The 24,667-nt window shown below is 73.6% G+C and carries 30 protein-coding genes; 24 read left to right on the forward strand and 6 right to left on the reverse strand.

What is annotated here, in order from left to right:
• Positions 1-11: 11 nt before the first annotated feature.
• Complete coding sequence (locus tag GGR24_RS02815; RefSeq protein ID WP_183393762.1) at positions 12-398, reverse strand: DUF930 domain-containing protein; 387 nt, start codon at positions 396-398, stop codon at positions 12-14.
• Between the two features lie 67 nt (positions 399-465).
• Positions 466-888 carry a DUF2147 domain-containing protein gene (locus GGR24_RS02820; protein WP_246397914.1) on the reverse strand — a complete coding sequence of 141 codons (423 nt, stop codon included), beginning with the start codon at positions 886-888 and terminating at the stop codon, positions 466-468.
• 303 nt (positions 889-1,191) lie between these two features.
• Between GGR24_RS02820 and GGR24_RS02825 the strand changes: the two genes are divergently transcribed.
• The 3 genes from GGR24_RS02825 to GGR24_RS02835 all read left to right on the forward strand — a co-directional run bounded on the left by GGR24_RS02825 (position 1,192) and on the right by GGR24_RS02835 (position 3,462).
• Complete coding sequence (locus GGR24_RS02825) at positions 1,192-1,560, forward strand: hypothetical protein (protein WP_210286010.1); 369 nt, start codon at positions 1,192-1,194, stop codon at positions 1,558-1,560.
• A gap of 113 nt (positions 1,561-1,673) precedes the next feature.
• Positions 1,674-2,192 (forward strand): hypothetical protein, encoded by a 519-nt coding sequence (locus GGR24_RS02830; protein ID WP_183393763.1) that lies wholly within the window; start codon positions 1,674-1,676, stop codon positions 2,190-2,192.
• A complete protein-coding gene (locus GGR24_RS02835) occupies positions 2,146-3,462 on the forward strand; it encodes a DNA-packaging protein (protein WP_246397915.1) in 1,317 nt (438 codons plus the stop codon). Before GGR24_RS02830 ends, GGR24_RS02835 begins: the two co-directional genes overlap by 47 nt.
• On the opposite strand, the gene GGR24_RS02840 is transcribed toward GGR24_RS02835, so the two are convergent.
• The gene (locus tag GGR24_RS02840; protein WP_183393765.1) at positions 3,463-3,993 is read right to left on the reverse strand and encodes a hypothetical protein; all 531 of its coding nucleotides are present in this window, start codon (positions 3,991-3,993) and stop codon (positions 3,463-3,465) included. It abuts the gene before it with no gap.
• A 121-nt stretch (positions 3,994-4,114) separates the two neighbouring features.
• The gene (locus GGR24_RS02845; protein ID WP_183393766.1) at positions 4,115-5,062 is read right to left on the reverse strand and encodes a DUF1236 domain-containing protein; all 948 of its coding nucleotides are present in this window, start codon (positions 5,060-5,062) and stop codon (positions 4,115-4,117) included.
• 229 nt (positions 5,063-5,291) lie between these two features.
• Between GGR24_RS02845 and GGR24_RS02850 the strand changes: the two genes are divergently transcribed.
• The gene (locus GGR24_RS02850; RefSeq protein ID WP_183393767.1) at positions 5,292-6,470 is read left to right on the forward strand and encodes a phage portal protein; all 1,179 of its coding nucleotides are present in this window, start codon (positions 5,292-5,294) and stop codon (positions 6,468-6,470) included.
• A 7-nt stretch (positions 6,471-6,477) separates the two neighbouring features.
• Here GGR24_RS02850 and GGR24_RS02855 read toward each other — a convergent pair whose 3' ends face one another.
• A complete protein-coding gene (locus tag GGR24_RS02855) occupies positions 6,478-6,873 on the reverse strand; it encodes a hypothetical protein (protein ID WP_183393768.1) in 396 nt (131 codons plus the stop codon).
• A 33-nt stretch (positions 6,874-6,906) separates the two neighbouring features.
• Here GGR24_RS02855 and GGR24_RS02860 point away from each other — a divergent pair, with 33 nt between their 5' ends.
• The 6 genes from GGR24_RS02860 to GGR24_RS02885 all read left to right on the forward strand — a co-directional run bounded on the left by GGR24_RS02860 (position 6,907) and on the right by GGR24_RS02885 (position 10,549).
• Positions 6,907-7,452, forward strand: a complete 546-nt coding sequence (locus GGR24_RS02860; RefSeq protein WP_183393769.1) for an HK97 family phage prohead protease — start codon at positions 6,907-6,909, stop codon at positions 7,450-7,452.
• A complete protein-coding gene (locus GGR24_RS02865) occupies positions 7,449-8,717 on the forward strand; it encodes a phage major capsid protein (protein WP_183393770.1) in 1,269 nt (422 codons plus the stop codon). The genes GGR24_RS02860 and GGR24_RS02865 overlap by 4 nt, the downstream gene beginning before the upstream one ends.
• 145 nt (positions 8,718-8,862) lie before the next feature.
• Positions 8,863-9,393 carry a head-tail connector protein gene (locus GGR24_RS02870; RefSeq protein ID WP_183393771.1) on the forward strand — a complete coding sequence of 177 codons (531 nt, stop codon included), beginning with the start codon at positions 8,863-8,865 and terminating at the stop codon, positions 9,391-9,393.
• Positions 9,390-9,710 (forward strand): phage head closure protein, encoded by a 321-nt coding sequence (locus GGR24_RS02875; RefSeq protein WP_343066171.1) that lies wholly within the window; start codon positions 9,390-9,392, stop codon positions 9,708-9,710. The genes GGR24_RS02870 and GGR24_RS02875 overlap by 4 nt, the downstream gene beginning before the upstream one ends.
• Positions 9,707-10,138, forward strand: a complete 432-nt coding sequence (locus tag GGR24_RS02880) for a tail completion protein gp17 (RefSeq protein WP_183393772.1) — start codon at positions 9,707-9,709, stop codon at positions 10,136-10,138. Before GGR24_RS02875 ends, GGR24_RS02880 begins: the two co-directional genes overlap by 4 nt.
• Before the next feature lie 12 nt (positions 10,139-10,150).
• On the forward strand, positions 10,151-10,549 hold the full coding sequence (locus tag GGR24_RS02885) for a phage major tail protein, TP901-1 family (protein ID WP_183393773.1): 399 nt from the start codon (positions 10,151-10,153) through the stop codon (positions 10,547-10,549).
• 31 nt (positions 10,550-10,580) lie between these two features.
• On the opposite strand, the gene GGR24_RS02890 is transcribed toward GGR24_RS02885, so the two are convergent.
• Positions 10,581-10,778 carry a hypothetical protein gene (locus tag GGR24_RS02890; RefSeq protein ID WP_183393774.1) on the reverse strand — a complete coding sequence of 66 codons (198 nt, stop codon included), beginning with the start codon at positions 10,776-10,778 and terminating at the stop codon, positions 10,581-10,583.
• A gap of 96 nt (positions 10,779-10,874) precedes the next feature.
• Between GGR24_RS02890 and GGR24_RS17555 the strand changes: the two genes are divergently transcribed.
• The 14 genes from GGR24_RS17555 to GGR24_RS02950 all read left to right on the forward strand — a co-directional run bounded on the left by GGR24_RS17555 (position 10,875) and on the right by GGR24_RS02950 (position 24,637).
• Entirely contained in the window at positions 10,875-11,054 is a 180-nt protein-coding gene (locus GGR24_RS17555) for a hypothetical protein (RefSeq protein ID WP_246397916.1), read from the forward strand.
• Positions 11,055-11,086: 32 nt separating this feature from the next.
• Positions 11,087-11,449, forward strand: a complete 363-nt coding sequence (locus tag GGR24_RS17560) for a gene transfer agent family protein (protein WP_246397917.1) — start codon at positions 11,087-11,089, stop codon at positions 11,447-11,449.
• Positions 11,450-11,466: 17 nt separating this feature from the next.
• On the forward strand, positions 11,467-11,634 hold the full coding sequence (locus GGR24_RS17565; protein ID WP_343066172.1) for a phage tail assembly chaperone: 168 nt from the start codon (positions 11,467-11,469) through the stop codon (positions 11,632-11,634).
• Complete coding sequence (locus GGR24_RS02900; protein ID WP_183393775.1) at positions 11,621-12,136, forward strand: phage tail tape measure protein; 516 nt, start codon at positions 11,621-11,623, stop codon at positions 12,134-12,136. Before GGR24_RS17565 ends, GGR24_RS02900 begins: the two co-directional genes overlap by 14 nt.
• Before the next feature lie 117 nt (positions 12,137-12,253).
• Entirely contained in the window at positions 12,254-12,883 is a 630-nt protein-coding gene (locus GGR24_RS02905; RefSeq protein WP_183393776.1) for a DUF2460 domain-containing protein, read from the forward strand.
• A gap of 11 nt (positions 12,884-12,894) precedes the next feature.
• A complete protein-coding gene (locus GGR24_RS02910; RefSeq protein ID WP_183393777.1) occupies positions 12,895-13,767 on the forward strand; it encodes a DUF2163 domain-containing protein in 873 nt (290 codons plus the stop codon).
• Positions 13,760-14,221, forward strand: coding sequence for an NlpC/P60 family protein (locus GGR24_RS02915; protein WP_246397918.1), 462 nt, complete (start codon positions 13,760-13,762; stop codon positions 14,219-14,221). Before GGR24_RS02910 ends, GGR24_RS02915 begins: the two co-directional genes overlap by 8 nt.
• Before the next feature lie 157 nt (positions 14,222-14,378).
• A complete protein-coding gene (locus tag GGR24_RS02920) occupies positions 14,379-18,317 on the forward strand; it encodes a baseplate multidomain protein megatron (RefSeq protein ID WP_183394453.1) in 3,939 nt (1,312 codons plus the stop codon).
• Between the two features lie 47 nt (positions 18,318-18,364).
• Entirely contained in the window at positions 18,365-20,581 is a 2,217-nt protein-coding gene (locus GGR24_RS02925) for a TIGR02594 family protein (protein WP_183393779.1), read from the forward strand.
• Between the two features lie 43 nt (positions 20,582-20,624).
• A complete protein-coding gene (locus GGR24_RS02930; protein WP_183393780.1) occupies positions 20,625-21,005 on the forward strand; it encodes a hypothetical protein in 381 nt (126 codons plus the stop codon).
• Positions 21,002-21,649: a hypothetical protein gene (locus tag GGR24_RS02935; protein ID WP_183393781.1), complete on the forward strand. Its 648-nt coding sequence runs from the start codon at positions 21,002-21,004 to the stop codon at positions 21,647-21,649. Before GGR24_RS02930 ends, GGR24_RS02935 begins: the two co-directional genes overlap by 4 nt.
• Before the next feature lie 104 nt (positions 21,650-21,753).
• Positions 21,754-22,431, forward strand: coding sequence for a PepSY domain-containing protein (locus tag GGR24_RS02940; RefSeq protein WP_183393782.1), 678 nt, complete (start codon positions 21,754-21,756; stop codon positions 22,429-22,431).
• Between the two features lie 77 nt (positions 22,432-22,508).
• A complete protein-coding gene (locus GGR24_RS02945; protein WP_183393783.1) occupies positions 22,509-23,177 on the forward strand; it encodes a response regulator transcription factor in 669 nt (222 codons plus the stop codon).
• A complete protein-coding gene (locus tag GGR24_RS02950; RefSeq protein WP_183393784.1) occupies positions 23,174-24,637 on the forward strand; it encodes an ATP-binding protein in 1,464 nt (487 codons plus the stop codon). Before GGR24_RS02945 ends, GGR24_RS02950 begins: the two co-directional genes overlap by 4 nt.
• The last annotated feature ends 30 nt before the right edge of the window (positions 24,638-24,667 follow it).

The following is a 24,667-nucleotide window of genomic DNA, read 5'->3' on the forward strand; positions in this document are numbered from 1 at the left end:
AGCTTCCCGCGTCACCGCCAGAGCCCGTAACTCTCCCAGTCCTTCTGGGGGATCGCAGCGCCGACGCGGTAGGTCAGCGCGAGCACGCGCATGCGATCGCCCGTCGCGCGGCAGCTGAAGGCGAGCCGATACCACTTGCCGCCGCTGCGGATGGCCGCGCCGCTGCCCGACAGGGTGTCGCCGGTCGCCGTGGCGGGGCGGATCGCGTCCATCACCATGCGGTCCGGCTTCAACGGGCCGCCTTCCTCCTGGATGCGCCGCATCGTTTCGATGTCGCAAAGCTGATGGAAGCGCGTCTCCGGCTCGAGCCGCCGGAGGCTTGCCGCGAGGCCGGCGTCGGCGGCCGAACAAGGAGCGGAGCTGAGCAGGAGCGCGAGCGCGCAGGCAAGGCGACGCATGAACAGGGACCCTCGATTCGTGTGTCGGGGTCCCGACTAGCATACCTCGCGGACGACACGGCCCGGCTCAGTCGACGCGGCGCAGCACCTGGGTCTTGCACAGAAGCCCGCCGATCACGCAGCCGCGCAGCTTCAGCCGGCTGCTCCCGTCGGCCATGATCGTGCCTGCATAGGTGCGGCCGTCGTCCGGATTGTAGAACCGGCCCGCCCATCCGTTGCCCTCGCGCCTCATGTCGGTGAGCAGCGAGAGACCGATCACGGGGCGATTGCGCAGGGCAGGGTTGGGGTTGTGCTTGTCCACCTTGGGGCGGCCGTTCTTGTCGTTCGGCTTCCTGAGGCCGATCAGGGTCGCGCACAGCGCGTCGCCGCAGGTCGAGATCCGGATCGTCGCCTTGTCCTTCGGCATGCTCCACACGCCGACCGGAGCCGGGGCCGCGACGGCCGACGCCGCGAGCAGCAGCCCCGAAGCGACCAGAATCCCGCGCATCATGAGCGCCTCCTTCTCACATACGTTCTGCGGCTTGCACGCAGCGGCCCCGGGCTCTCTGCGCGCCGCACGCGCAGGCGAGCGTTCGGGCTCAGGCAGCGGGTCGTCGTGCATATCGGCGCCCATGACGTAAATGTTCCATGCGGCGGCGAAAACAAATCCGGCGCGTTCGCGAAACAGATGTGTCGACACGGACCGTATCGGGATCGCGGCTGCGCTTCTGCGGCCGCTGTCTGGCGGCGCACGTAAGCCTGATCCGAAGCCGTGTGACCTGCCGCCCCAAGTCGAAGACATAGCGGAGGAATCATGATCACTCGCAACGCCATCGCGGCCAGCGTCGCCGCGCTCGCGCTCGCCGCCGCGCCGACCCTCGCCATGGCGCAGGCCACCGGCGCCGGGAACAACGCGTCCGGCATGGGCGCGAACTCGGCCATGGAGCAGGGCCCGAGCGGCTCCATGAGCGGCGATCACATGGGGAAGCACGCCAAGGACAAGAAAGCGGACAAGCACAAGAAGGCGGACAAGCACCACAAGAAGGCCAAGCACGACAAGAAGTCGATGGACGGCTCGGCGGGCGCGGATGGGATGAAGGACACGCCGACCTCGGCCGGGACCGCCGACGCCCCCGTCAAGGACCTGCGCGGCCACAGCGAGACCCCGACCACCGGCAGGTGACGGAGCGCCCGAACGCGCCGGCCGTCCTGCGCAGGCGGCCGGCGCGGTTCGTTCTGCGCGAGAATAGGAAAATAGTCATTGAGAGCGTGACGCTCCTCGGTTAGGGTTCAGCCATGCTCCGAAATCGCGTCCAGAACGGCCGGGCGGTCCCCGCCGGCGAGGACGCGGCGTTCCCCAGGCGGACGGCGCCGGCGTCGCGCATCACCGAGACGATGGTCGCCGAAGCCCGGCGGCTATACGAGGAGAGCGAGCTCAGCCAGGTCGAGATCGCCCTTCGGGTCGGCCTCTCGCGGAGCTCGCTCGGCCGGCTCGCGGCGCGCGAGAGCTGGCGGCGTCGCAGCGTCGAACGCGCTCGCGCCGTAAGCCGGATTCGCTGCGAAGTGGACAGGCAGATCAGCGCCGTCGAGGCGGTGTTCGCCGGACAGGACGGCCTCGCCGCCGGCGAGGCGGCGGTCCACGCGCGGACGCTCGCGAGCCTCGTGCGCTCTCTGCGCGAGCTTCAGAAATACGAGGCCGGGCCGGCGATCGGCGCTGCGGAGGATGATGACGCGGATGGCGCTCCCGCCGATATTGACGCCCTCCGCGATGCGCTTGCGGACCGCATTGCTCGCCTGCGAGGGGAGGACGCGTGACCGCCTGCTGGCGTCGCTGTCGCCCAATGAGATAGAATTCCTTGACGGCGACTGGCCCGTCTGGTCCCGCGAGGACCAGCAGCCGCCGCCCGGCGACTGGACCACCTGGCTCGTGCTGGGCGGCCGCGGCGCCGGCAAGACCCGGGCCGGCGCCGAATGGGTGCGCGGGGTCGCGCTCGGCGCGACCGGCTTCGCGGAGCGGCCGGCCGGGCGCATCGCGCTGGTGGCCGAAACCTATTCGGATCTGCGCGAGGTGATGATCGACGGCGTTTCCGGCCTGCTCGCGGTGCATCGACGCTGGGACCGGCCGACCTATGAGCCGAGCCGGCGCCGGCTGGTCTGGCGCAACGGCGCGATCGCGCAGGGGTTTTCGGCCGAAGACCCCGAGGCGCTGCGGGGGCCTCAGTTCGACGCCGCCTGGTGCGACGAGATCGCCAAATGGCGGCGCGCGGAGGAGACCTGGGACATGCTGCAGTTTGGGCTGCGCCTCGGGCGGCTGCCACGGCAGATCGCCACCACCACGCCCCGCGCCGTCCCGCTGCTGAAGCGGCTGCTCGCCGATCCGGCGGTCGCCGTCACCCGGGCCACGACGCGCGCCAACGCGGCCAACCTTGCGCCGGGCTTCCTGCGCGCGGTGGTCGGGACCTATGCGGGGACGAGGCTCGGCCGACAGGAGCTCGACGGCGAACTGCTCGAGGATCGGGACGACGGGCTCTGGACGCGCGAGGCGATCAACCGCGGCCGGGTCGCGGCCGCGCCTGAGCTGACCCGCATCGTGGTGGCGGTCGATCCGCCGGCCGGCGGCAAGAAGTCGGACGCCTGCGGGCTGGTGGCCGTCGGGCTCGGCGCGGATGGGCGCGGCTATGTGCTGGAGGACGCGACGCTCCACGCCAGCCGCCCCGAGGTGTGGGCCGCGCGCGCGGTGGCGCTCTGGCGTCGCCTGGAGGCGGACGCACTCGTCGCGGAGGTCAATCAGGGGGGCGACATGGTGCGCGCGGTGATCGCGCAGGCCGACCCGCAGGTTCCGGTGGTCGCCGTGCGGGCCACGCGCGGCAAGTGGTTGCGGGCGGAGCCGGTGGCGGCGCTCTACGCGCAGGGCCGCGTCCTCCATGTCGGCGCGCATGCGCGGCTGGAGGACGAGATGGCGGCGCTGGGCCTCGACGGCCTCGCCGACGGGCGTTCGCCGGACCGCGTCGACGCGCTGGTCTGGGCGGTGACGCATCTGATGCTGAGCGCGCGCGGCCGAGGGCCGCGCGTGCTCGGCCTGTGACTAGCGGCGCTCGATGCCCGCGTTGAGCGAAGGATCGTCCGCCGCGCCTTCGGACGCGCCCGGCGCCCTTCCGCCGGCGGTCGCGCCGGATCGGCCGGCGCCCGCGCTGCCCTGGCCGGGGGCGGTTCCGGACGAGCCGGTCAGCTGGCCTGTCTGACCGGACTGGATGTTCGACTCGACGCTCCCGCCGCCGTCGATCCGGCTGTTGCGGGTGGTGTTCGGCTGGCCGCTGCTGTTGAAGCTCGGATTGGACAGGCCGCCGGTTCCGCCGGGGGCGACGCCGACGGAGTTGCCAGGCCCGCCGTTCATGGCGCCGCCCATGGTCCCGCCGGTCGCGGCCGAGCCGGTTCCGGCGGCTCCGCCCGATCGGCCGGCCGCGCCGCCGACGCTCGAGCCCGCCGAGCCTGCGGACGCGCCCCCGGCCGAGCCGCCGCCCGAGCCGCCTCCGGAGCCGCCGCCGCTCTGGGCGAGGGCCGCGGGAGCGGCAAGAAGCGCCGCTGCGAAGAGCGGCGCGAGAAGTTTGTTCGTCATGGCGAGAATCCTCCTGATCGCGAACGTCTCGTTCGCCTGGAGCTCGTCCCGGAAACGTAGGGCCGTCTGGCTTTGTTCCAGTCGGGCCGCGGATGCGCTCCGCGGCCCGACCGGACGTCGGTCAGCTCTCGATGACGTAGACGATCTCGTAGGTGTCCGGATCGACGATGACGATCACGTCGTCATCGGTGATGAAGTAGCTGTACTCTGCGTATTCCGGGACGATCTCGACGATCTTCGGCGGCAGCCGATGGATCGTGACCGTCCGCGGCACCGACACGCCGACGCTGACCTTCGCTCCGCCCAGGCTCGAGCGCGAGACTTTCGCGCCGCCGCCGGAGCTCACGATGGTCTGGCGGATCGTCGTCCGCTGATCGCTGGTGACGTTGACCTTTGTCTTCGAGGTGCTCGTCTCCCGGGATGCGCCGCCGCTGCGCGTGTCGCTTTCGGTGGTCGAGCGGGAGTCCGAGCGGTGATCGGAGCCGGATTTGTCGTCCGGAGAGGAGGTGGAGCGATCCGAGCCCGAGCGATGCCCCGCGCGATCCTTCGTGGCGTCGTCCCGGCCCGCAGAGCCGGACCCGGTGCGCGACTTCTCGGAATCCTGGCTCGGTTCCGACCGGTCGGAACCGCTCTTCTCCATTTCGCCCGGCCGGGTTTCGGAACGCGATCCATCGGCCTTCTCGGAACGCGAGGACTCTCCCGCGGAAGGCGAGCCGGAGCCCGAGCGGTCGCCGCCACGCTCATCCGACGCTGAACCGCCGGCCGAACCGGACATGCCCCGCTCGCCGGCCGAACCGCCTCGCGAGCCGGGCTCCGAGCCGGCGGAAGGCGAGGTCCCGCCTGAGCTCGTGCCGCCGCCGGCGGTCGAGCCGGACGAGGATGCGTCGCCGCCTGCGGAGCCGGACGAGCCCGCGCCGCTCATGCCCGCGCCGCCGGACGAGCCGGATGACGAGCCCCCCGCGCTGGACGGGCTCGATGATGAGCCCTGGTTGGAACTCTGCGCGAACGCGCCGACCGGCGCCGCGACGATGGCGATCGCCGCGGCCGTGCCAAGAAGAATGTTCCTCATGAATAAAGCCCTCATACGCCGCGATATTGCGCGGCTCACAAGTGCGCCCTCGGCTCCCGAACGTCGCCCAGTCAGAATTGTTCCAGAACTCCCGCGCCGGTCTCTCCGTCGGAGCTGACGATTACGCTGCAATGCGGCAGGGGCGCTGCGTGCGATCCTGCGAAGATCTCCTCTCCGCCGGACGGGCGTCCAGCCCGTTCATCTCTAGTTCAGAATACTGGAGGGCTTCATGGGCTTTGCTTTCCCGCGCCTGTTCCGCCGCGCGCCGCACACCAAGAGCGGGGGCTTCGCGGCCTTTGCGGCGCTGCACGGAGGCGCTCGGGCGGTCTGGAGCGCGCGCGATCCGGCGACGCTCGCCCGCGAGGGCTACCAGCGAAACCCCGTGGCGCATCGCGCGGTGCGGATGGTGGCGGAGGCCGCGGGCGGGGTGCCGCTGATCCTCACGGAAGGCGAGCGCGAGCTCGACGCCCACCCCCTGCTCGACCTGCTGGGCCGACCCAATCCGCGGCAGGGCAAGGCCGGGCTCGTCGAAGCCCTCGTCTCGCACCTGCTGATCTCCGGCGACGCCTATCTGGAGGCCGTGACGCTGGACGGCGAGCCGCGCGAACTGCACGTGCTGCGGCCGGACCGGATGCGGGTGCTGCCCGACCCGGAAGGCTGGCCGGAAGCCTATGAGTACCGCGTCGGCGCGGAGGTCTCGCGCTTCGACCAGCGCGCCGAGCCTACGCCGCCGATCCTGCACCTGACGCTGTTCCACCCGTTCGACGATCATTACGGGCTGAGCCCGCTCGAGCCGGCCGCGCAGGCGGTCGACCTCCACAACGCCGCCTCCGCCTGGAACAAGGCGCTGCTCGACAATGCGGCCCGGCCCTCCGGCGCGCTGGTCTACAAGGGGCCGGAGGGGCAGGGGCTTTCGGACGACCAGGTCGAGCGGCTGAAGGCGGAGCTCGAGGCGCAGTTTTCGGGCGCCGCGAACGCCGGGCGGCCGCTGCTGCTCGACGGCGGGCTGGACTGGCGGCCGATGGCGCTGACGCCGCAGGAGATGGACTTCCTGCAGGCCAGGAACGCGGCGGCGCGCGACATCGCGCTCGCCTTCGGAGTGCCGCCGATGCTGCTGGGCATTCCGGGGGACGCCACCTACGCCAACTACAGCGAGGCCAACCGCGCGCTGTGGCGCCAGACGGCGCTGCCGCTGCTGTCGCGGATCGCGCAGTCGATCGCCGGATGGCTCGGCCCGGCTTGGGGCGCGGAGCTGGCGCTCAGGCCGGACCTCGACGCGGTCGAGGCGCTGGCGGGCGAGCGCGAGGCGCTGTGGCGCCGGGTCACCGCCGCGACCTTCCTCAGCGACGACGAGAAACGCGCCGCGGTGGGTTATCAGCCGCGAGACCGGAGGCGCGACGAGGCGTGACGGCCGCTCAGCGCTTGTCCTCGCCCGCGGGCTTCTCCGGAGGCGGCGGCGGCTCCGGCTTGAAGCTGGCGCCGGCGTAGTTCGCCCAGCCGCGCTCGACCGCCGTCTTCAGGGGACCGTCCGGACACTCGGTCCGCCGGCCCGCGCGCCGCGCCGCGGCGAGGCGTCTTTTCTCCTTTGCGGTGAGCTCGCCGAGCCCCGCGCTCAAACGCTCGAACATCTCCGCGGCCTGCGCTTCGGTCGCCACCTTGCAGGCCACGACATAGCCCGCGAACAGCCCGAGATTGAGGATCTTCTCCTCCTGGATCCGGGGGTCCGTCGCGCTCGCCCGGGTCTGCGCGCAGACGAGCGCCGCCAGCGCGATGGCGGCGACCTTTCCCCGGCTGGTCGTGGCTGAGCTCATCGCTGCGTCATAGCGCTTCTGGAAGAACCCGCCATGCCCCATCCGCTCACCCGGGCGCGCTCCGACGCGCCCGAACTGAAGCGCCTGCCCGTCGCGCCGGCGGTCTCCGCCGATGGGCGGGTCGAGGGTTACGCCTCGCTGTTCGGCGTCGTCGACCTCGGCCGCGACCGGGTGGAGCGCGGCGCCTTCGCAAGATCGCTCGCCGCCAGAGGCCCGCTCGGCGTGCGCTTCCTGTTCCAGCACGATCCGGCCGAGCCGATCGGCGCCTGGAGCGCGCTCGTCGAGGATTCCCGCGGGCTGCGCGTCACAGGCCGGCTCAACCTGGCGGTCGCCCGCGCCCGCGAGGTCCACGCGCTGCTGCGGCAGGGCGCGCTCGACGGGCTGTCGATCGGCTTCCGCGCCGTGCGCAGCGTCCGCGAGGCCGGCGGCGTGCGCCGCCTCACCGAGATCGACCTCTGGGAGATCTCGGTCGTCACCTTCCCGATGCTGCCGGACGCCCGCGTCGCGGCGGTCAAGCGCGGCTCACTTCATCCTTCCCGCCGCCTCAGCGCGGCTGTTTCGCCAGAGGCTGACCGATGACGCATGCCGAACTCCGCTCGCCCGAGACCAAGGCCGCCGAGGGCGCGCCGTCGAGCCTCGAGGTGGTGACCGCCTTCGACGACTTCATGCGCGCTTTCGAGACCTTCAAGGAGGTCAATGACGAGCGCCTGGCCGAGATCGAGGCGCGGCTCTCGCCTGACGCGCTGACGAGCGAGAAGCTCGCCCGGCTCGACGACGCGCTCGACCGCCAGCAGCGGGTCCTCGACACGCTCGCGCTGAAGAGCCGCCGTCCCCCGCTCGAGGCCGCAGGCGGCCGGGAGCCGGCGGCGCGCGGCGAGCACAAGGCGGCGTTCGACGCCTATGTGCGCCGCGGCGAGGTCGCCTCGCTGAAGAGCCTCGAAGGCAAGGCGCTCGCCGCCGTGACCGACGCGCAGGGCGGCTATCTCGTGCCGGAGGTCACCGAACGCGAGATCGGCCGCCGGCTCGCCGAGGTCTCCCCGATCCGCGCCATCGCGACCGTGCGCCAGGTCACCGCCTCGGTGTTCCGCAAGCCGTTCGCGACCGCGGGCTTCGCCTCCGGCTGGGCCTCCGAGACCGGCGGCCGGGCGCAGTCCGCGACGCCGACGCTCGACGAGCTCGCCTTCCCGGCGATGGAGCTGTTCGCGATGCCGGCCGCGACCCAGACGCTGCTCGACGACGCGGCGGTCGACCTCGACCAGTGGATCGCCGAGGAGGTCGAGACCGCCTTCGCCGAGCAGGAGAGCGTGGCCTTCGTCACCGGCGACGGAACCACCCGGCCGCAGGGCTTCCTGACGCCCGCCAAGGTCGCGAACTCGGCCTGGGAGTGGGGCAAGATCGGCTATGTGGCGACCGGCGCGGACGGCGCCTTCGCGACCACGAGCCCCTCCGACCGCCTGCTCGACCTGATCTATGCGCTGCGCTCGGGCTATCGCCGCAACGCGACCTTCGTGATGAACCGCCGCACCCAGGCGGCCGTGCGCAAGCTCAAGGACGCCGACGGCCGCTATCTCTGGGAGCCGCCGGCGACCGGGCAGGGCAGCGCCACGCTGATCGGCTTCCCCGTGGTGGAGGCCGAGGCGATGCCCGACGTCGCCGAGGACGCCCACGCCATCGCCTTCGGGGATTTCCGCCGAGGCTATCTGGTGGTCGACCGGATCGGCGTGCGGATCCTGCGCGATCCCTTCACGGCCAAGCCCTACGTGCTGTTCTACACCACCAAGCGCGTCGGCGGCGGCGTCCAGGACTTCGACGCCATCAAGACGCTGAAGTTTGGCGAGAGCTGAGCTTCCGTCATCCCGGCCGGCGGCGCCGCGCCGCCGATCCGGCATCGCGTTCAGGATCGAGCGCCCCTCGGGGAGGACGATCCCGGCTCGCAGCGCGCGGCCGGGATCACGCGCTCACGCCTTTCCTTCATCTCAGGACATCGTCATGCCCGCCGTGATGCTCACCGCGCCGGAGGCCGAGCCGATCGGCCTCGCGGACGCGAAGGCCTATCTGCGCCTCGACCACGACGCCGAGGACCCGCTGGTCCAGGACCTGATCGCGGCCGCGGCCCGGCAGGTCGAAAAGCTGACGCGTCGCGTTCTGATCGCGCAGCGCTGGCGGCTCGACGTCCGGCTGCCCTGCGGCGAGGCGATCCCGCTCAGGCCGCGCCCGGTGCGCGAGGTCGAGGCGGTGCGCCTGCGCCGCCCGGACGGCGGCTTCGAGACGCTTCCCACGGACGCCTGGAGCTTCGACTGGGCCGGGGAGCGGCTGATCCTGCTGCGCCCGCCGCCCGGCCGCGGCGCGCTCGAGATCGAGCTCGCCTGCGGCTATGGCGATCCGGAGGACGTGCCGGAGTCGCTGCTGCTCGCGATGCGCCGGCTGGTCGCGGACGGCTACGAGCGCCGCAGCCCCGCCGAGGGACCGCCGGCCGACGTCGCGGCGCTGCTCGCGCCCTACCGGGACCTCTCGCTGTGAGCCCGGGCGCGCTGCGGCGGCGCGTGACGATCGAGGCGCCCGCCGACGCGCCGGACGGCGCAGGCGGCGTCGTCCGCGGCTTCGCCCCGCTGGCTCAGGCCTGCGCCGCGCTGGAGCCGGTCTCGGCCGCCGAGGCCGAGCAGGGCCGCGCCGCCGGCCTCAGACGTCTGTGGCGGGTGACGATCCGGGCGCGCGGCGACGTCACCGGCGGCTGCCGCCTCGTCTGGCGCGAGAAGCGTTTCGACGTGCTGTCCGTCCGCCCGCTCGACGCGGACGGGCGCTACGAGGAACTGCTCTGCGAGGAGACCGCGCCGTGACGCAGCTCTCCTCCGCGCTGGCGCTGCGCAGCGCCGTCCATCAGCGTCTCGCCGGCGACGGCGCGCTCGGCGCCCTGCTGGGCGGCGCGCGGATCTATGACGAGCCGCCCCGCGCGGCCGCGCCGCCTTACCTGGTGCTGGCCGAGATCGAGACGCGCGATCTCTCGGGCGACGCGGCGCCGGCCCACGAACACGCCTTCGCGCTGGAGGTCTGGTCACGGCAGGGCGGTCTGTCGGAGGCGCTCAAGGCCGCCGACCGCGTGGTCCGCCTGATCGACGGCGCGGCGCTCGAGCTCGACGGCGTCCGGCTCGCGAACCTCGCCTGGATCTCGACCGAGGCCGAGCGGCTCGTCGGCCGGGACCTGCGCCGCGCCGCCATCCGTTTCCGCGCGGTGACCGAGCCCGCGGCCCCCACCGACGCGCTCTAGACGAGGATCAAGATGGCCATCCAGAAGGGCAAGGACCTGCTCCTGAAGGTCTCGGACGGCGCCGGCGGCTTCGTCACCGTGGCGGGGCTGCGGTCGCGCTCGCTGTCGTTCAACGCCGAGCCGGTCGACGTCACCCATTCCGAAAGCGCCGGCCGCTGGCGCGAGCTGCTGGCGGGCGCCGGCGTCAAGAAGGCGAGCGTGGCCGGCGCGGGCGTGTTCCGCGACGAGGCCTCGGACGGCCTGGTGTTCGACGGCGCGATCGCCGAATTCCAGATCGTCATCCCGGATTTCGGAGCCGTGCAGGGCCCGTTTCAGGTGACGGGGCTCGAGTTTCGCGGCGAACACGCCGGAGAGGTCGCCTACGACCTCGCGCTGGAGAGCGCCGGCGCGCTGAGCTTCGCGGCCGCCTGATCAGGCCGCACGCGGGCTGTCGAAGCCGCCGTCACGTCGTCCCGGAAGGTTTCACCGGCAGGCCGACGGCCTCACGCTCGGCAGCGAGCGCGTCCGCGATGTCTTCGCGGCTCACCGAAGCCTCCGGAAAGGCGTCGTGAAGTTGTGCGGCGGTCGCGTGCACGTCCAGCGGCCCGTCCGCCGCGGTCGCGACATCTGCGATTTCTACCGCCAGGGGCAGCTTGCTCATCGTCTTCCTCCGGAGGGCAGGTGACGCAACGCGTTCGTTACCGGACCAATCGTCCCCGGCGGCTCTTGGTTCCTTGAAAAAGCAGAGGAACTCGCCATGGGCGTCGTCGAGCTGATCGTCGCGCTCTGCCTTCAGGCGGAGCCCGGCGCCTGCCGCGTCGAGCGCCGGCAGCAGCCTGCGCCGTTCACGGCCTGCGTCGTCGCCGAGGAGGCGCGGGAGCTCGCGCCGCCGCCCGGCTGGTACCTGGCGCGCTGGACCTGCCGGTGGCGGGGTTAGCCCCCGAACGCTTGGATTCAGAGGAGATCGCGATGCCCGTGAACCGCCGCCGCGGCGAGACCGAGGCCGTGTTCGACGGCCGGCCGCACCGCCTTGCGCTCACGCTCGGCGCGCTCGCGGAGCTCGAGCACGCGTTCGGCGTCGCCGACCTCGCGGCGCTTGCGGAGCGCTTCGAGAGCGGCCGGCTTTCGGCGTCCGACGCTTTACGCATTCTTGGCGCGGGCCTGCGCGGCGCCGGGGCGGAGATCGCCGACGCCGAGGTGGCGCGCCTGACACACGCGGCCGGCGCGGCCGGCTTCGTCCGGGCCGTGGCGGAGCTTCTCGAGGCGACCTTCGGCGGCGCGACGGAGGGCGGCGGCGGAGGCGCCCAAAACCCTTTCCCTGGGACGAACTGACTGCCTTCGGGCTCGGCGTGCTGCGGCTTTCGCCGGACGCCTTCTGGCGCGCGACGCCGCGGGAGATCGCGGCGGCCGCCGAGGGAATGTTCGGCCGCCGGACGGCCGCGCCGCTGAACTGCTCCGAGCTCGCCGCCCTGATGGCGCGCTTTCCAGATCGGGAGACCATCCATGCCGGACGCTGATCCCATCGTCGTCTCCGTCGACATCAGCGCCTTCCGGCGCGAGGTGACGGAAGCCGAGCGCCTGTCGCGCGGCTTCGGGCGCGCGCTCGGCGACGCGCTGGAGGGCGGGGTCGTGCGGGGACGCTCGCTGACCGACGTGCTGCGCGGTCTCGGGGCGAGGCTCTCGGCGCTCGCGCTGTCCGCAGCGCTGAAGCCCGTCGAGAACGCGCTCGGCGGCCTGTTCTCGAACCTCACGCGCGGACTGCTCGGCGGCGTCGCCCCTTTCGCCGCGGGCGGCCAGCTGAGCGCGCCGGGCGTCCTGGCGTCGGGCGGCGCGGCGTCCGCGCTCGCTGACCCCGGGGCCGCGCCGCCGCCGGCCCGCGGCGGTCCGGCGGCGGCCGCGGCGACCGCGCCGGTGACGGTGAACATCGCGACGCCCGACATCGAAGGGTTCCGGCGCTCGGAGACCCAGGTGGCCGCGGCCCTCGCCCGCGCCGTGGCGCGGGGCCGCCGCGGGCTGTGAGGTCGACGCGTCATCCCGGACGGCCTTTGGGCTGATCCGGCGTCGCGCCCCGATCCGCTCCTTTTCTGCTCACGATCCCGGCTGTCGCGTCGTTCGGCCGGGATGACGGAGGTCTCCATGACCCCCTTTCACGAGGTGCGCTTCCCGACCGACATCGCGCGCGGCGCGACGGGCGGACCGGAGCGCAGGACCGAGATCGCGACGCTCGGCTCCGGCTTCGAGGAGCGCAACGCGGTGTGGGCCCATGCGCGCCGGCGCTGGGACGCCGGGCTCGGCGTCCGCACGCTGGCGCAGCTGTCCGTCGTGGTGGCGTTCTTCGAGGAGCGGCGTGGCCGGCTGATCGGCTTCCGCTTCCGCGATCCGCTCGACCACTCCTCCGCCGCGCCCGGGGCCGCCGTCACGGCGACCGACCAGCCGCTCGCGACGGGCGACGGCGAGACCATGACGTTCGGGCTGCAGAAGACCTACGGCGCCGCGTTCGATCCCTACCGGCGGCCGATACGAAAGCCTGTCGCCGGAACCGTCAGGGTCGCGGTGGCGGGCGTCGAGACCACAGCCTTCACGCTCGATCCCGTGAACGGAGCGGTGACGCTCGACGCGCCGCCGCCTGGGGGCGCAGCCGTGACGGCCGGCTTCGCGTTCGACGTGCCGGTCCGGTTCGACACGGACCGGCTGGAGATCGAGCTATCCGCCTTCGAGGCGGGCTCCGCGCCGTCGGTCCCGCTCGTCGAGATCCGGCTGAGCTGACGAGGGCCGCCATGCGCCAGATCCCCGAGCCCCTGCAGGCGGCGCTCGCCTCGGGCGTCACCACGCTCGCCCGCTGCTGGCGGCTGACGCGGCGCGACGGCGTCGCGATGGGCTTCACCGACCATGACGAGGACATCGCTTTCGACGGCCTCGCCTATCGGGCCGCGAGCGGCATGACGGCCTCCGCCGCCGAGACCGCGCTCGGCCTCGCGGTCGGCGGGCTCGAGGTGGCCGGCGCGCTCGACGACGACGGCCTGGGCGAGGCCGACCTCGCCCGCGGCCTCTATGACGGCGCGGAGGTCGCGCTGTTCCTGGTCGACTGGTCGGCGGCCGACAGCCGGCTGCTGCTGTTCGCGGGCGCGCTCGGCGAGGTCGCCCGGGAGGGCGGGCTGTTCACCGCCGAGCTCCGGAGTCTGGCGCACGCGCTGGCCCAGCCGCAGGGCCGCGTCTACCAGCGGACCTGCGACGCCGACCTCGGCGACGCCCGCTGCGGCGTCGATCTCTGCCGCCCGGAGCATCGCGCCGAAGGGCAGGTGGCGAGCTTGGCGGGCGCCCGCGGCTTCTCCTCCGCGGCGCTCGCGGGCCGCGGCGCGATCTTCGCCCGCGGGCGGCTCGTCTGGACGGCCGGCGCCAATTCGGGCGCGGCCTGCGAGCTGCGCCGCCACGCGGACGCGCTCGCGGAGCTCGCCGAGCCGCCCGCCATGCCGATCGCCGTGGGCGACGCGTTCACGGTCACGGCCGGCTGCGACAAGCAACTCGCGACCTGCCGCGAGCGCTTCGCCAACCTGCTGAACTTCCGCGGTTTCCCGCAGATGCCCGGCAATGACTGGCTGTCCGGGGCGGCCCGCGAGGACGGCGACAATGACGGAGGCCGGCTTGTCTGAGCGTGCGCACGGCCCGACGCAGGACGCCGCCGCCGTGGTGGCCGCCGCGCGCTCCTGGCTCGGCACGCCCTACCGCCACCAGGCGAGCCTCAAGGGCGCGGGCGCCGATTGCCTCGGCGTGGTGCGCGGCGTGTGGCGCGAACTGGTCGGGCCCGAGCCCGAGCCGCCGCCGCCCTACGGCCGCTCCTGGGCCGCGGACGGCGCCGGGGAACTGATGCTGGAGGCCGCCTCCCGCTGGCTGGTCGCGGCGCCGCCCGTCCCGGTCGCGGCCGGCGACGTGCTGCTGTTCCGCGTGCGCCGTGACGGTCCCGCGCAGCATGCCGGGATCGCGACCGGCGCGGACACGATGGTCCACGCCTATGACGGCCACGCCGTCGCCGAGACCGCGATCCCGGACGTCTGGCGCGCCCGGCTCGTCGGCCGCTTCCGGTTTCCGGCGCGCTTGACCGGTTGAGCCGAAGCCGACGCCCGCAAGGCTGAGCTCGCCGTCCTCCGGCCTGGCCCGAGGACCCATGCCCCGCCGGGGCTCGACGCTCGAACGACTCCTCCGGCCAAGCCGGAGGATGACGCCCTTCTTCCCCACGCGCTTCCTGATCCCGAAAGCCCTTCTCATGGCCGTGCTTGCGCTCACCGCCGTCGGCTCCGCGATCGGCGGGGCGCTGCTGCCCGGAGGGCTCAGCTTCCTCGGCGCGAGCCTGTCGGGCGCCGCGCTCGGCGGCGCGCTGGGCGGGCTCGCGGGCGCCGCGCTCGACCAGAGCCTGCTCGCGCCGACCCACAAGGCCAGGGGGCCGCGCCTCACCGATCTGCGCATCACCGCCTCGACCGAAGGCGCGCCGGTGATGCGCGTCTATGGCCGCATGCGGATCGGCGGGCAGGTGATCTGGGCGAGCCGGTTCCGGGAGACCAGCTCCACCGAAAGCCATGGCGGCAAGGGCGGCGGCCCCAAGGTCCGGACCACCACCTACGCCTATTCGGCGAGCTTCGCGGTCGGCCTGTGCGAGGGCCCGATCTCGGCGATCGGCCGGATCTGGGCGGACGGCGAGCCGCTCGACCGGGGCGCCCACGAGATCCGGCTCCATCGCGGCACGGGGGACCAGCAGCCCGACCCCAAGATCGTGGCGGTGGAGGGCGCGGACTTCGCGCCGGCCTATCGCGGGCTCGCCTATCTGGTGTTCGAGGAGCTGCCGCTCGAGGCTTTCGGCAACCGCGTGCCGCAGATCACCGTCGAGGTGATCCGCCGGCCGCCTTCGGAGGCGCCGCAGCTCGAGGATCTCGTCACCGGCGTGACGCTGATCCCCGGCGCGTCCGAATTCGCCTATGCGACCGACGTGGTCGAGCGCAGGACCGGCTTCGGCGCCTGGCGGGCCGAGAACGCCCATGTGGCGGGCGGGCGGGCCGATCTCGTCGAGGCGCTCGAAGACCTTCAGGCGCTGGCGCCTGCGGCGGGCCACGTCTCTCTGGTGGTCGCCTGGCACGGCACGGATCTGCGCGTCGGCCATTGCGAGATCGTCCCCAAGGCGGAGCTCGTCGCGAAGCCGACGCGGCCCTGGGAGTGGCTCGTGTCGGGCCGCGAGCGCCATCAGGTCCCGCTCGTCTCCCGGCGCGACGGCGCGCCCGCGGTCGGCGGCGCTCCGGCGGACCGCGCCGTCTTCCAGGCGATCCGCGAGCTGAAGGCCCGGGGCCTCAAGGTCATGCTGAACCCGTTCGTGATGATGGACGTCGCGCCGGAGAACGGCCTGCCCGATCCCTATGGCGGGCCGGAGCAGGCCGCCTATCCCTGGCGCGGCCGCATCACCTGCATCCCCGCGTCGGGGCGTCCGGGCTCGCCGGACAGGACGACCGCGATCGCGGCCGAGGTCGACGCATTCTTCGGGGCCGCGGCGGCCGGCGATTTCACGTGGCGCGAAGGGCCCATGACGGTCGGCTATGACGGGCCCGACGAATGGTCCTACCGCCGCTTCGTGCTGCACATGGCGCGGATCGCGCTCGCGGCCGGCGGCGTCGACGGCTTCCTGATCGGCTCCGAGATGGTCGGCCTGACCCGGCTGCGCGACGCGCCCGGAAGCTATCCGGCGGTCCAGAAGCTGCGGGAGCTCGCGGCCGAGGCGCGCGCCATGCTCGGGCCGGAGGTCCGCATCGGCTATGCGGCGGACTGGACCGAATACGCCAATCATCGCCCGCAGGACGGCTCGGGCGACCTGTTCTTCCACCTCGACCCGCTGTGGGCCGACGACAACATCGACTTCGTCGGCGTCGACAATTACGCGCCGCTCGCCGACTGGCGCGACGGCCCGGGCCATCTGGACGCGGAGGCCGGCTGGCGGGGCCCGCGCGACGCCGCCTATCTCGACGCCAACATCGAGGGCGGCGAGGGCTTCGACTGGTTCTACGCCAGTCCCGCCGACCGGCTGTCGCAAAGCCGCACGCCGATCGTCGACACCGCGCATGGCGAGCACTGGGCGTTCCGCTTCGAGGATTTTCGCGGCTGGTGGGAGAACCCGCACCATGACCGGCCGGGCGGCGTCCGCGCCGCCACGCCGACCGCCTGGGTCCCGCAGTCGAAGCCGATCGTGCTCTGCGAGATCGGCTGCCCGGCGGTCGACCGCGGGCCCAACCAGCCGAACGTGTTCGTCGACGCCAAGTCCGCCGAATCCGCCATTCCGCATTTCTCCAGCGGAAGCCGCGACGACCTCGCCCAACGCGCCTGCCTGACCGCGCAGCTCCAGCACTGGGCGCCGGCGAGCGGCGCCAATCCCGTCTCGGCGCTGACCGGTGAGCGGATGATCGATCCGGCGCGGATCTTCGTCTGGACCTGGGACGCGCGCCCGCACGCCGCCTTCCCGCTGCGCCGCGACGTGTGGGCCGACGCGGAGAACTGGCGGCTCGGCCACTGGCTCACCGGCCGGCTCGGCTTCGCGGCGCTGCGCGACGTGGTGGCGGACATCGGCGGCGGGCTCGGCGCGCCGCTCGCGCTCGACGATCTCGACGGTCTGGTGCGCGGCTACGCGCTCGACGCGGTGATGAGCCCGCGCGAGGCGATCGAGCCGCTGCTCGACGCCTATGGCGCCGTGGCGCGGGCGAGCGGCGCCGCGCTGCGCTTCTCGAACGCCGCGCCGGCGCTCGCCGCGGAGCTCACGCCGGCGGAGCTGATCGATCCCGGCGCTGACAAGCGGCTCTACCGGCTGACGCGCGGCCAGGCCTCGGAGGCGCCGCGCGCGCTCAAGCTGACCCATATCGACCCGGAGGCCGACTACCGGCAGAGCGCGGTCGAGGCGCGGCGGCTCGCCGGCGAGGGCAGGGCGGTCGCCGAGGCCGCCTTCCCGCTCGCGCTGCCGTCCGAGGAGGCGCAGGCGCTCGCCGACGGCATGCTGATCGAGACCTCGGTGGCGCGGGAGCGGGCCGAATGGGCGCTGCCGCCGAGCCGCCTCGCGCTCGAGCCGGGCGACCTCGTGACCTTCACGGCCCAGGGCCGCGCGATGCTGATGCGGCTCGACAGCGTCGGCGAGGAATATGCGCGCCCGATCAGGGCGACGCGCTTCGACCCCGGCGCGCGCGACGTCGAGGCGGCGGCGATCGAGCGTCGCCCGCCGCCGCCGCCCGGGCGGCCGACCGCGCCGGCCTTCGAGATCCTCGACCTGCCGCTGCTGTCCGGCGAGGAGCCGGCGCACGCGCCGCGGCTCGCGGCTTACGCGCGACCCTGGACCCCGGTGGCGGTCTACCGGTCCGACGGGGGCGACGGCTTCGTCTACGACCAGACCTTGCCGCAGCCGGCGGTGATCGGCCGGCTCGCCGCGCCGCTCGCCCGCCACGACAGCGGCCGGTTCGACCGCGCCAACGCGCTCGAGGTCGAGGTCGGGCCGGACCGCACGCTGGAAAGCCGCAGCGAGGCCGCCGTGCTGAACGGCGCCAATGTCGCGGCCGTGCGCGGTCCCGCCGGCGCCTGGGAGGTCCTGCAGTTCTGCTCCGCCGAACTGGTCGGCCCCGGGCGTTATCGCCTGACGGATCTGCTGCGCGGCCAGGCCGGGACCGAGGACGCCATCGGCGCGCCGACGCCGGAAGGCGCGGCCTTCGTGCTGATCGACGCGCGCACGCCGCCTTCCGCCGCGCCCGAGACCGAGCGGGGACGCCTCGTCAGATGGCGCGTCGGGCCGGTCAGCCGACCGCGCGACGATGCGAGCTATGTCGAGGCGCAGGCCGTGATGGCCGGGCGGGGCCTGACGCCGCTTGCGCCGGTCCACCTGCGGGCGCGGCGGAACCCGGGCGCCGGCGACGTGACGCTGAGCTGGGTCCGTCGCACTCGCCTCGGCGGCGACGATTTCGAGATCCGCGACGTGCGGCTCGGAGAGGACGCGGAAGCCTACGAGGTCCAGATCCTCGACGGCGGCGTCCCGGTGCGGACCATCCCGGCCTCCTCGCAGTCGGCCGTGTACCCGCACGCAGAGCAGCTTGCGGACTTCGGCGCCGCGCCTGAGGCGGTCGAGATCGCGGTCCGCCAGCTTTCCGCGACCGTCGGGCCGGGCCTCACCGCCCGCGCGACCCTGCCGCTTTAGCCGTCCGGGGTCCGCCCGTCTTCACCCGCCTTCTCGGGAGCCTGCCCATGAGCCAGAGCCCGCATCTCGGCCTGAGCTATCTCGCGCCCGCGCAGGCGCAGAAGCACGTCACCGTCAACGAGGCGCTCCGGCGGCTCGACGCGCTGGTGCAGCTCGGCGTGCTCGACCGCACGCTGACCGCGCCTCCGCCGGATCCGGAGGAAGGCGAGCGCCACATCGTGGCGGAAGGCGCGGCCGGCGCGTGGGCGGGCCATGACGGCGACATCGCCGCCTTCCTCGACGGCGTCTGGGTGTTGGTCACGCCGAAGCCCGGCTGGCTCGCCTATGTGGCGGCGGAATCCGTCCTGCTCGCCTATCTCGGAGGCGCGTGGGTCGGGGCGGTCGGCGCGCTCGCCTCGCTCGACGGGCTGGCGCGGCTCGGCGTCGCGACGGAAGCCGATGAGGTCAACCGGCTCGCGGTCGCGTCCGGCGCCGTGCTGCTCACCCATGCGGGCGCGGGCGTGCAGCTCAAGCTCAACAAGGCCTCCGCCGGCGACACCGCGAGCCTGCTGCTGCAGGACGGCTATTCGGGACGGGCCGAGTTCGGCCTGGCGGGCTCCGACGCGCTCAGCCTGAAAGTCTCGGCGGACGGCGCGGCGTGGACCACGGCGCTCGCCGTGGATCCTGCGAGCGGCGCCGTCAGCCTGCCGCAGACGCCGCGCCATCAGGTCGACAGGTTCACCGCCTCCGGGACCTGGACGAAGCCGGCCTGGGCGAACTGGGTGCGCGTCATGCTGTGCAGCGGCGGGGCCGGCGGCGGGTCGGGCGCGACGGGGGCGGCCGGGGCGCAGACGGCGGGCGGCGGCGGCGGCGCGCCCGGAACCTGGGTCGAGGCCCTGTTCGCCGCGGCGGATCTGCCGGCCAGCGTCGCCGTGGTGGTGGGCGCGGGCGGCGCGGGCGGCGCGGCGCAAAGCGCCGCATCCTCGGCCGGCCTCTCCGGTTCGAGCGGCGGCCACACGACCTTCGGGACGCTGCTCAGGGCGTTCGCCAACGGGGCCTCGCCCGGCGGCGGCGGAGGTCTCGCGGCGGCGGGCGCAGGCGGCGCCGCCGCGGGCAGCCGCTTCGTGCCCCCGGCGGGCGACATCTCGGGCGGCGCCGGAGGCTATTCGGCCGCCGCCGTCGCGGGCGGGGTCGGGGCCGGGCGCTATTCGGGAGGCGCGGGCGGCGGCGGCCGCATTTCGACCGGCGACGTTCCGAGCGTCGGTCAGGCGAGCGGGGCCACCGCTTCCGGCCTCGGCTTCTATTCACAGACCGCGGCCGGCGGCGCGGCGGGCCTCGACGGCGCGGACGGCGCGGCCGGACCCTCGCTGCCCGCGATCCTGGGCGGCGGGGTCTCGGGCGGAGGCGGGGCGCCTTCGCGACCGGGAACGGCGGCCGCGGCGGCGACGGCGGCGCGCCGGGCGGGGCGGGCGGCGGCGGCGGCGCGGCGCGCAACGGCTTCTCCTCCGGCCGCGGCGGCAATGGCGCGCGGGGCGAGGCCTGGATCATCGCCTACGCCTGAGCGGCCCCGCGCGGCCCTCCATCGGCATCTCTCGCACCGGAGACCTTCCATGAACGTGCTGGACCTCCAGCGGCGGCTCCACGCGCTCGGCTTCGATCCGGGCCCGCGCGACGGCGTCTGGGGCCGCCGCACCATCGCGGCGCTGAAGGCGTTTCAGCGCACGCGCGGGCTCGTCCCGGACGCGGTCGTCGGGCCGAAGACGCTCGCGGCGCTCGGCGCCCCGAACGGCGCCGTGGCGCCCGATCCGCCATGGCTGATCGAAGCGCGGCGCTGGATCGGGCTGACGGAGATCGCCGGTCCCCGTTCCAGCGCGCGCATCCTGGCCTGGGGGCAGGCGATCGCGGACTGGTATCGCGACGACGACACGCCCTGGTGCGGCGCCTTCGTGCACGGCCAGATCGCCGCCGCGCTGCCCGAGGAGCCGCTGCCGGCGAACGCGTTGCAGGCGCGCGCCTGGGCGACGTTCGGCGTCGCGCTGCCGCGGCCGGCGCCCGGGGCCGTGCTGGTGTTCTCCCGGTCCGGCGGCGGCCATGTCGGCTTCTATCTCGGCGAGGATTCCGCCCGCTACCGGGTGCTCGGCGGCAACCAGTCCAACGCCGTCGGCGAAACCTGGATCGCCCGGTCCCGCCTGCTCGCCATCCGCTGGCCGAAGACCTTTCCGGCGCCGTCCGCGCGCCCGGTCCTGATCACCGCCGGCGGGCCGACCAGCCTGGACGAAGCCTGACTGCCCGCCGGCATTTCCTCTCCTCCCGCCGAAAGGTCGCGCCATGTCGAAGGCGATCACGAAGTCGAAACTGCAGAGCGTTGTGGCGGACGTCGCCGCAGGCGTGATCCGCGAGGCCGCCGTTGCGGGCGAGGCCACCCCGGGCAAGGCGGTCGCCAAGGCGCGCAGGGTGGCGGACGCGGTGGTGGCCGATCCGCGCATCGCCGCCGCGCTCGAGCCGGTGCCGCGGCTCCAAAGCCAGACGCTGCGCGGCCTCCTGATCGCGGCCGGCGCGCCGCTCGTGGTGGCGCTCGCGCGGCTCGCCGGCGTCGAACTCGCCGAAGGCGACGCCGTGACCGCCGTGTCGAGCCTCGTCTCGCTCGTCGGCGCGGCTTACGCCTGGTACGGCCGCGAGACCACCACGCGGCCTCTCGGCCGATCATGAGCGCGGCGGTCCAGCCGCGGGGCGCGGCGCCCTATGTCCGCGGCGACGCCAAGCTCGCGGCGCTGGAGCAGCGGGTCTACGGCCTGGAACGCGGGGTGCAGGACCTCAACCAGCTCTTCACCGGGCGGATCGGCGAAGTCTCGGCGCAGCTGTCGGGGCTCGCAGCGAAGCTCGACGAGCGCTCCCGCACCCCGTGGGCGACGATCGTCTCCGCCATGGGCGTCGTGCTCGCGATCGTGATCGCCGGCGGCCAGCTCGCCAAGACCCCGGTCGACGACGCCATCCGCCGGCTCGAGCGAGACGCCGCCGAGGCGACGCCGCTGACGACCTTCGGGGACTTCAAGGCGACCTATGAGAACAACCGGCTGGTCAACCGGCAGGACATGGACGCCCGGTTCCTCCGCGTCGAGACGATGCTCAAGGCGCTGGAGATTCAGGCGAGAGAGGCCCAGGCCGCGGTCGTGCCGCGCGGCGAGCATCAGGAGCGGTGGCGGTCCCAGGATCTCGCGCTGCAGACAGTCCAGCGCCAGATCGACGATCTGAAGCAGGCGCTCGGATCGATCTATGGCGCGCGCGACGTGATCATCGATCTGCGCGAGCGGCTCGATCGGGTCGAACGCGCCGGCGCGCCGCCCGCGGGCTGATCCGCACTGGTCGCCCGGCGGCGGTCGCTTACCTGTCCGGGGGAACGCGGCGCCAGCCGCTCATTCATCGCGGGTTCAGGGCGGAGGCCCAAGAAATCGCCACCATGTTCCGGCCCATCGCAGCAGCGTTGATCGCGTCTCTGGCGATCTGCGGCATGGCGGTCGCCGTCGTCGCCGAGGACGCCCCGCGCGTCATGCGCGGCGACGGCCCCCGCGAGCAGCCGCGCGCGCCCGACGACCGCCGCGGCCCCGACGACTTCCGCCGCCCGCCGGATGATCGCGGACGCAGTTCCGACGACGCCCGACGCGGACCCGACGACCGGCCGCGTCCGGAGGAAGGCGGCGGCGGGGATGACCACCCGCGGCCCGGCCCGCGGGAGTCGGAAGACGCCCGCGACATCGACCGCGCCCGCGCCGCGGCGCGGGCCAGCGAGACGCCGGGCGACGACCTTGACCGGGCGCGCGCGGCGGCCCGGGCCGCAAGTCCGTGGTTCCAGGGCCTCGAACGCTCGCGCGCTCTCGCCCGGGGCGGCGACCCGACCGGCGGCACCGACTGCCTGTCCGGCCGCGACGCCCGCCGCGCGATTATCGCCAAGCGCGCCGTCCCGCTGTCGCAGGCGGTGCGCTCGGCGCGCGAAGCCTGGTCGGGCGAGGTGATCGACTATCGGCTGTGCACCTACGCCGGCAGCCTCGCCTACGAACTCACGCTCCTCAACGCCGACGGCAAGGTGGCCCGCGTCAGGGTCGACGCCGCCGACGGCCATCTGCTCGGGGTGAGATAACCATGCGCGAAGCTGCTCTCACCGCGGCCCGTTCCGGAGCGCTATAACCAGCGGCTCAACCGCCCGAGGCCTGTTCAATGCGTCTGCTCGTCGTCGAGGACGATCCCGACCTCAATCGCCAGATCACCGCCGCGCTGGAGGAGGCCGGCTACGCCGTCGACCGCGCGTTCGACGGCGAGGAAGGGCATTTCCTCGGCGACACGGAGCCTTACGACGCCATCGTGCTCGACATCGGCCTGCCCAAGATGGACGGGATCAGCGTGCTCGAGCAGTGGCGGCGCGACGGAAAGACCACGCCGGTGCTGATCCTGACGGCGCGCGACCGCTGGTCGGACAAGGTCCAGGGCTTCGACGCCGGGGCCGACGACTACGTGCCGAAGCCGTTCCACATGGAGGAGATCCTCGCCCGGCTGCGGGCCCTGCTGCGGCGCGCCAGCGGTCACGCCTCGAGCGAACTGCTGTGTGGCCCGGTGCGCCTCGACACCCGCGCCGGCCGCGTCACGATCGACGGCCGGGCCGTCAAGCTGACCTCGCACGAATACCGGCTGCTCGCCTATCTGATGCACCATCAGGGGCGCGTGGTGTCGCGCACCGAGCTTGTCGAGCATCTCTACGACCAGGACTTCGACCGCGACTCCAACACGATCGAGGTGTTCGTCGGGCGTCTGCGCAAGAAGCTCGGCGCCGACGTGATCCAGACCGTGCGCGGCCTGGGCTACGTGCTCGCGCCGCCCGAGGCCGCATGAGCGTCGGCGCCGAGGGGTCGGCCGACGCGGGCCTCGGCGCCTCGGCGCCCGCGGCGCGCGCCGAGCCTGCGCCAGCCCCGGCCGTCGCCGACGCCTCGCGCAAGCCCGCCTCGATCGCGGTCCGGCTGTTCCTCTCGGCGGCGCTGTGGACCGGCGCGGTCCTGCTGATCGTCGGCGTGACGCTGTCGTCCTACTACACCCGCTCGGTCGAGCGCGGCTTCGACCAGCGGCTGCACGTCTATCTCAAGACGCTGGTCGCGGCGGTCGCCGACGGCACCTTCAGCCGGGAGGACCCGGGCTCCTTCGGCGAGCCGCGTTTCGATCTGCCGCTCTCCGGCTGGTACTGGCAGATCACCCGCATCGATCGCGAGCCGCCGGAATCCACGACCTCCAAATCGCTGTTCGAGGAGCAGCTGCCGCGCCTCGCCGATCTGGGCGTCGGCGAGACGCTGGTTGGCACGCGCGAGGGCTATGCGCTGGGGCCGGAGGAGCAGCGCCTCCGGATGGTCGAGCGCATCATCGATCTTGGGCAGGACGGCCGCTACCTGATCTCGATCGGGGCGGCGTCGGGCGAGATCGACAAGGACGTCGCGGACTTCAACTTCGCGCTTCTGATGAGCTTCCTTGCGCTCGGGCTTGGCCTGATGGCCACGACCGGGTTCCAGGTGGTGTTCGGGCTGCGCCCGCTCGGGCGGATGCGGAGCCAGCTCTCCGAGATCCGGCGCGGCGGCCGCTCAAGCCTCGATGGCGATTTCCCCAAGGAGATCGCGCCCTTGGTGGGCGAGCTCAACGCGCTGCTTGAATCGAATCGCGAGATCGTCGAGCGCGCCCGCACCCATGTCGGCAACCTCGCGCACGGGCTGAAGACGCCGCTCTCGGTCATCGCCAACGAGGCGCATGCGGGCGAGGGCGGCTTCGCCGAGAAGGTCCGCGAGCAGGCGCTCGTCATGCGCCGCCAGATCGACCACCACCTCGAACGGGCCCGGCTCTCCGCCGGCGTCGCCTTCACGGGCGAGACCGCCGAGGTGAAGCCCGCGCTCGAGGCGCTCGCCCGCACGATGCAGAAGGTGCACCGCGAGCGTGAGCTCATCGTCGAGGCCTCCGCGCCGGCGGATCTGCGGTTCCGGGGCGAACGGCAGGATCTCGACGAGATGGTCGGCAACCTGGTGGACAACGCCTGCAAATGGGCGCGGACGCGCGTGACGCTCTCGGCCGAGGCGGGGGCGGCGCGCGGCCGCCCGACGCTGCGCGTGGTGATCGAGGACGACGGTCCGGGCCTCGGCGCCGACCAGCGCGAAGACGTGCTGCGGCGCGGGCGAAGGCTCGACGAGAGCAAGCCGGGCTCGGGGCTCGGCCTCGCGATCGTCAGCGACCTCGCCGCCATGTATGGCGGCCGGCTTCAGCTCGGGGAATCCGCCTCCGGCGGGCTGCGCTGCGAGCTCGAACTCCCCGCGGCGTGACGCCGTCGGGCTCTTCTCCTCAGATCGAGG

This window comes from Hansschlegelia beijingensis, assembly GCF_014196425.1.
GTDB lineage: Bacteria > Pseudomonadota > Alphaproteobacteria > Rhizobiales > Methylopilaceae > Methylopila > Methylopila beijingensis.

Bases quoted from the DNA above. Each gene is read 5' to 3' on its own strand.
- GGR24_RS02815 (WP_183393762.1), bottom strand. From the start codon at position 398: ATGCGTCGCCTTGCCTGCGCGCTCGCGCTCCTGCTCAGCTCCGCTCCT.
- GGR24_RS02820 (WP_246397914.1), bottom strand. From the start codon at position 888: ATGATGCGCGGGATTCTGGTCGCTTCGGGGCTGCTGCTCGCGGCGTCG.
- GGR24_RS02825 (WP_210286010.1), top strand. From the start codon at position 1,192: ATGATCACTCGCAACGCCATCGCGGCCAGCGTCGCCGCGCTCGCGCTC.
- GGR24_RS02830 (WP_183393763.1), top strand. From the start codon at position 1,674: ATGCTCCGAAATCGCGTCCAGAACGGCCGGGCGGTCCCCGCCGGCGAG.
- GGR24_RS02835 (WP_246397915.1), top strand. From the start codon at position 2,146: ATGCGCTTGCGGACCGCATTGCTCGCCTGCGAGGGGAGGACGCGTGAC.
- GGR24_RS02840 (WP_183393765.1), bottom strand. From the start codon at position 3,993: ATGACGAACAAACTTCTCGCGCCGCTCTTCGCAGCGGCGCTTCTTGCC.
- GGR24_RS02845 (WP_183393766.1), bottom strand. From the start codon at position 5,062: ATGAGGAACATTCTTCTTGGCACGGCCGCGGCGATCGCCATCGTCGCG.
- GGR24_RS02850 (WP_183393767.1), top strand. From the start codon at position 5,292: ATGGGCTTTGCTTTCCCGCGCCTGTTCCGCCGCGCGCCGCACACCAAG.
- GGR24_RS02855 (WP_183393768.1), bottom strand. From the start codon at position 6,873: ATGAGCTCAGCCACGACCAGCCGGGGAAAGGTCGCCGCCATCGCGCTG.
- GGR24_RS02860 (WP_183393769.1), top strand. From the start codon at position 6,907: ATGCCCCATCCGCTCACCCGGGCGCGCTCCGACGCGCCCGAACTGAAG.
- GGR24_RS02865 (WP_183393770.1), top strand. From the start codon at position 7,449: ATGACGCATGCCGAACTCCGCTCGCCCGAGACCAAGGCCGCCGAGGGC.
- GGR24_RS02870 (WP_183393771.1), top strand. From the start codon at position 8,863: ATGCCCGCCGTGATGCTCACCGCGCCGGAGGCCGAGCCGATCGGCCTC.
- GGR24_RS02885 (WP_183393773.1), top strand. From the start codon at position 10,151: ATGGCCATCCAGAAGGGCAAGGACCTGCTCCTGAAGGTCTCGGACGGC.
- GGR24_RS02890 (WP_183393774.1), bottom strand. From the start codon at position 10,778: ATGAGCAAGCTGCCCCTGGCGGTAGAAATCGCAGATGTCGCGACCGCG.
- GGR24_RS17555 (WP_246397916.1), top strand. From the start codon at position 10,875: ATGGGCGTCGTCGAGCTGATCGTCGCGCTCTGCCTTCAGGCGGAGCCC.
- GGR24_RS17560 (WP_246397917.1), top strand. From the start codon at position 11,087: ATGCCCGTGAACCGCCGCCGCGGCGAGACCGAGGCCGTGTTCGACGGC.
- GGR24_RS02900 (WP_183393775.1), top strand. From the start codon at position 11,621: ATGCCGGACGCTGATCCCATCGTCGTCTCCGTCGACATCAGCGCCTTC.
- GGR24_RS02905 (WP_183393776.1), top strand. From the start codon at position 12,254: ATGACCCCCTTTCACGAGGTGCGCTTCCCGACCGACATCGCGCGCGGC.
- GGR24_RS02910 (WP_183393777.1), top strand. From the start codon at position 12,895: ATGCGCCAGATCCCCGAGCCCCTGCAGGCGGCGCTCGCCTCGGGCGTC.
- GGR24_RS02920 (WP_183394453.1), top strand. From the start codon at position 14,379: ATGGCCGTGCTTGCGCTCACCGCCGTCGGCTCCGCGATCGGCGGGGCG.
- GGR24_RS02925 (WP_183393779.1), top strand. From the start codon at position 18,365: ATGAGCCAGAGCCCGCATCTCGGCCTGAGCTATCTCGCGCCCGCGCAG.
- GGR24_RS02930 (WP_183393780.1), top strand. From the start codon at position 20,625: ATGTCGAAGGCGATCACGAAGTCGAAACTGCAGAGCGTTGTGGCGGAC.
- GGR24_RS02935 (WP_183393781.1), top strand. From the start codon at position 21,002: ATGAGCGCGGCGGTCCAGCCGCGGGGCGCGGCGCCCTATGTCCGCGGC.
- GGR24_RS02940 (WP_183393782.1), top strand. From the start codon at position 21,754: ATGTTCCGGCCCATCGCAGCAGCGTTGATCGCGTCTCTGGCGATCTGC.
- GGR24_RS02945 (WP_183393783.1), top strand. From the start codon at position 22,509: ATGCGTCTGCTCGTCGTCGAGGACGATCCCGACCTCAATCGCCAGATC.
- GGR24_RS02950 (WP_183393784.1), top strand. From the start codon at position 23,174: ATGAGCGTCGGCGCCGAGGGGTCGGCCGACGCGGGCCTCGGCGCCTCG.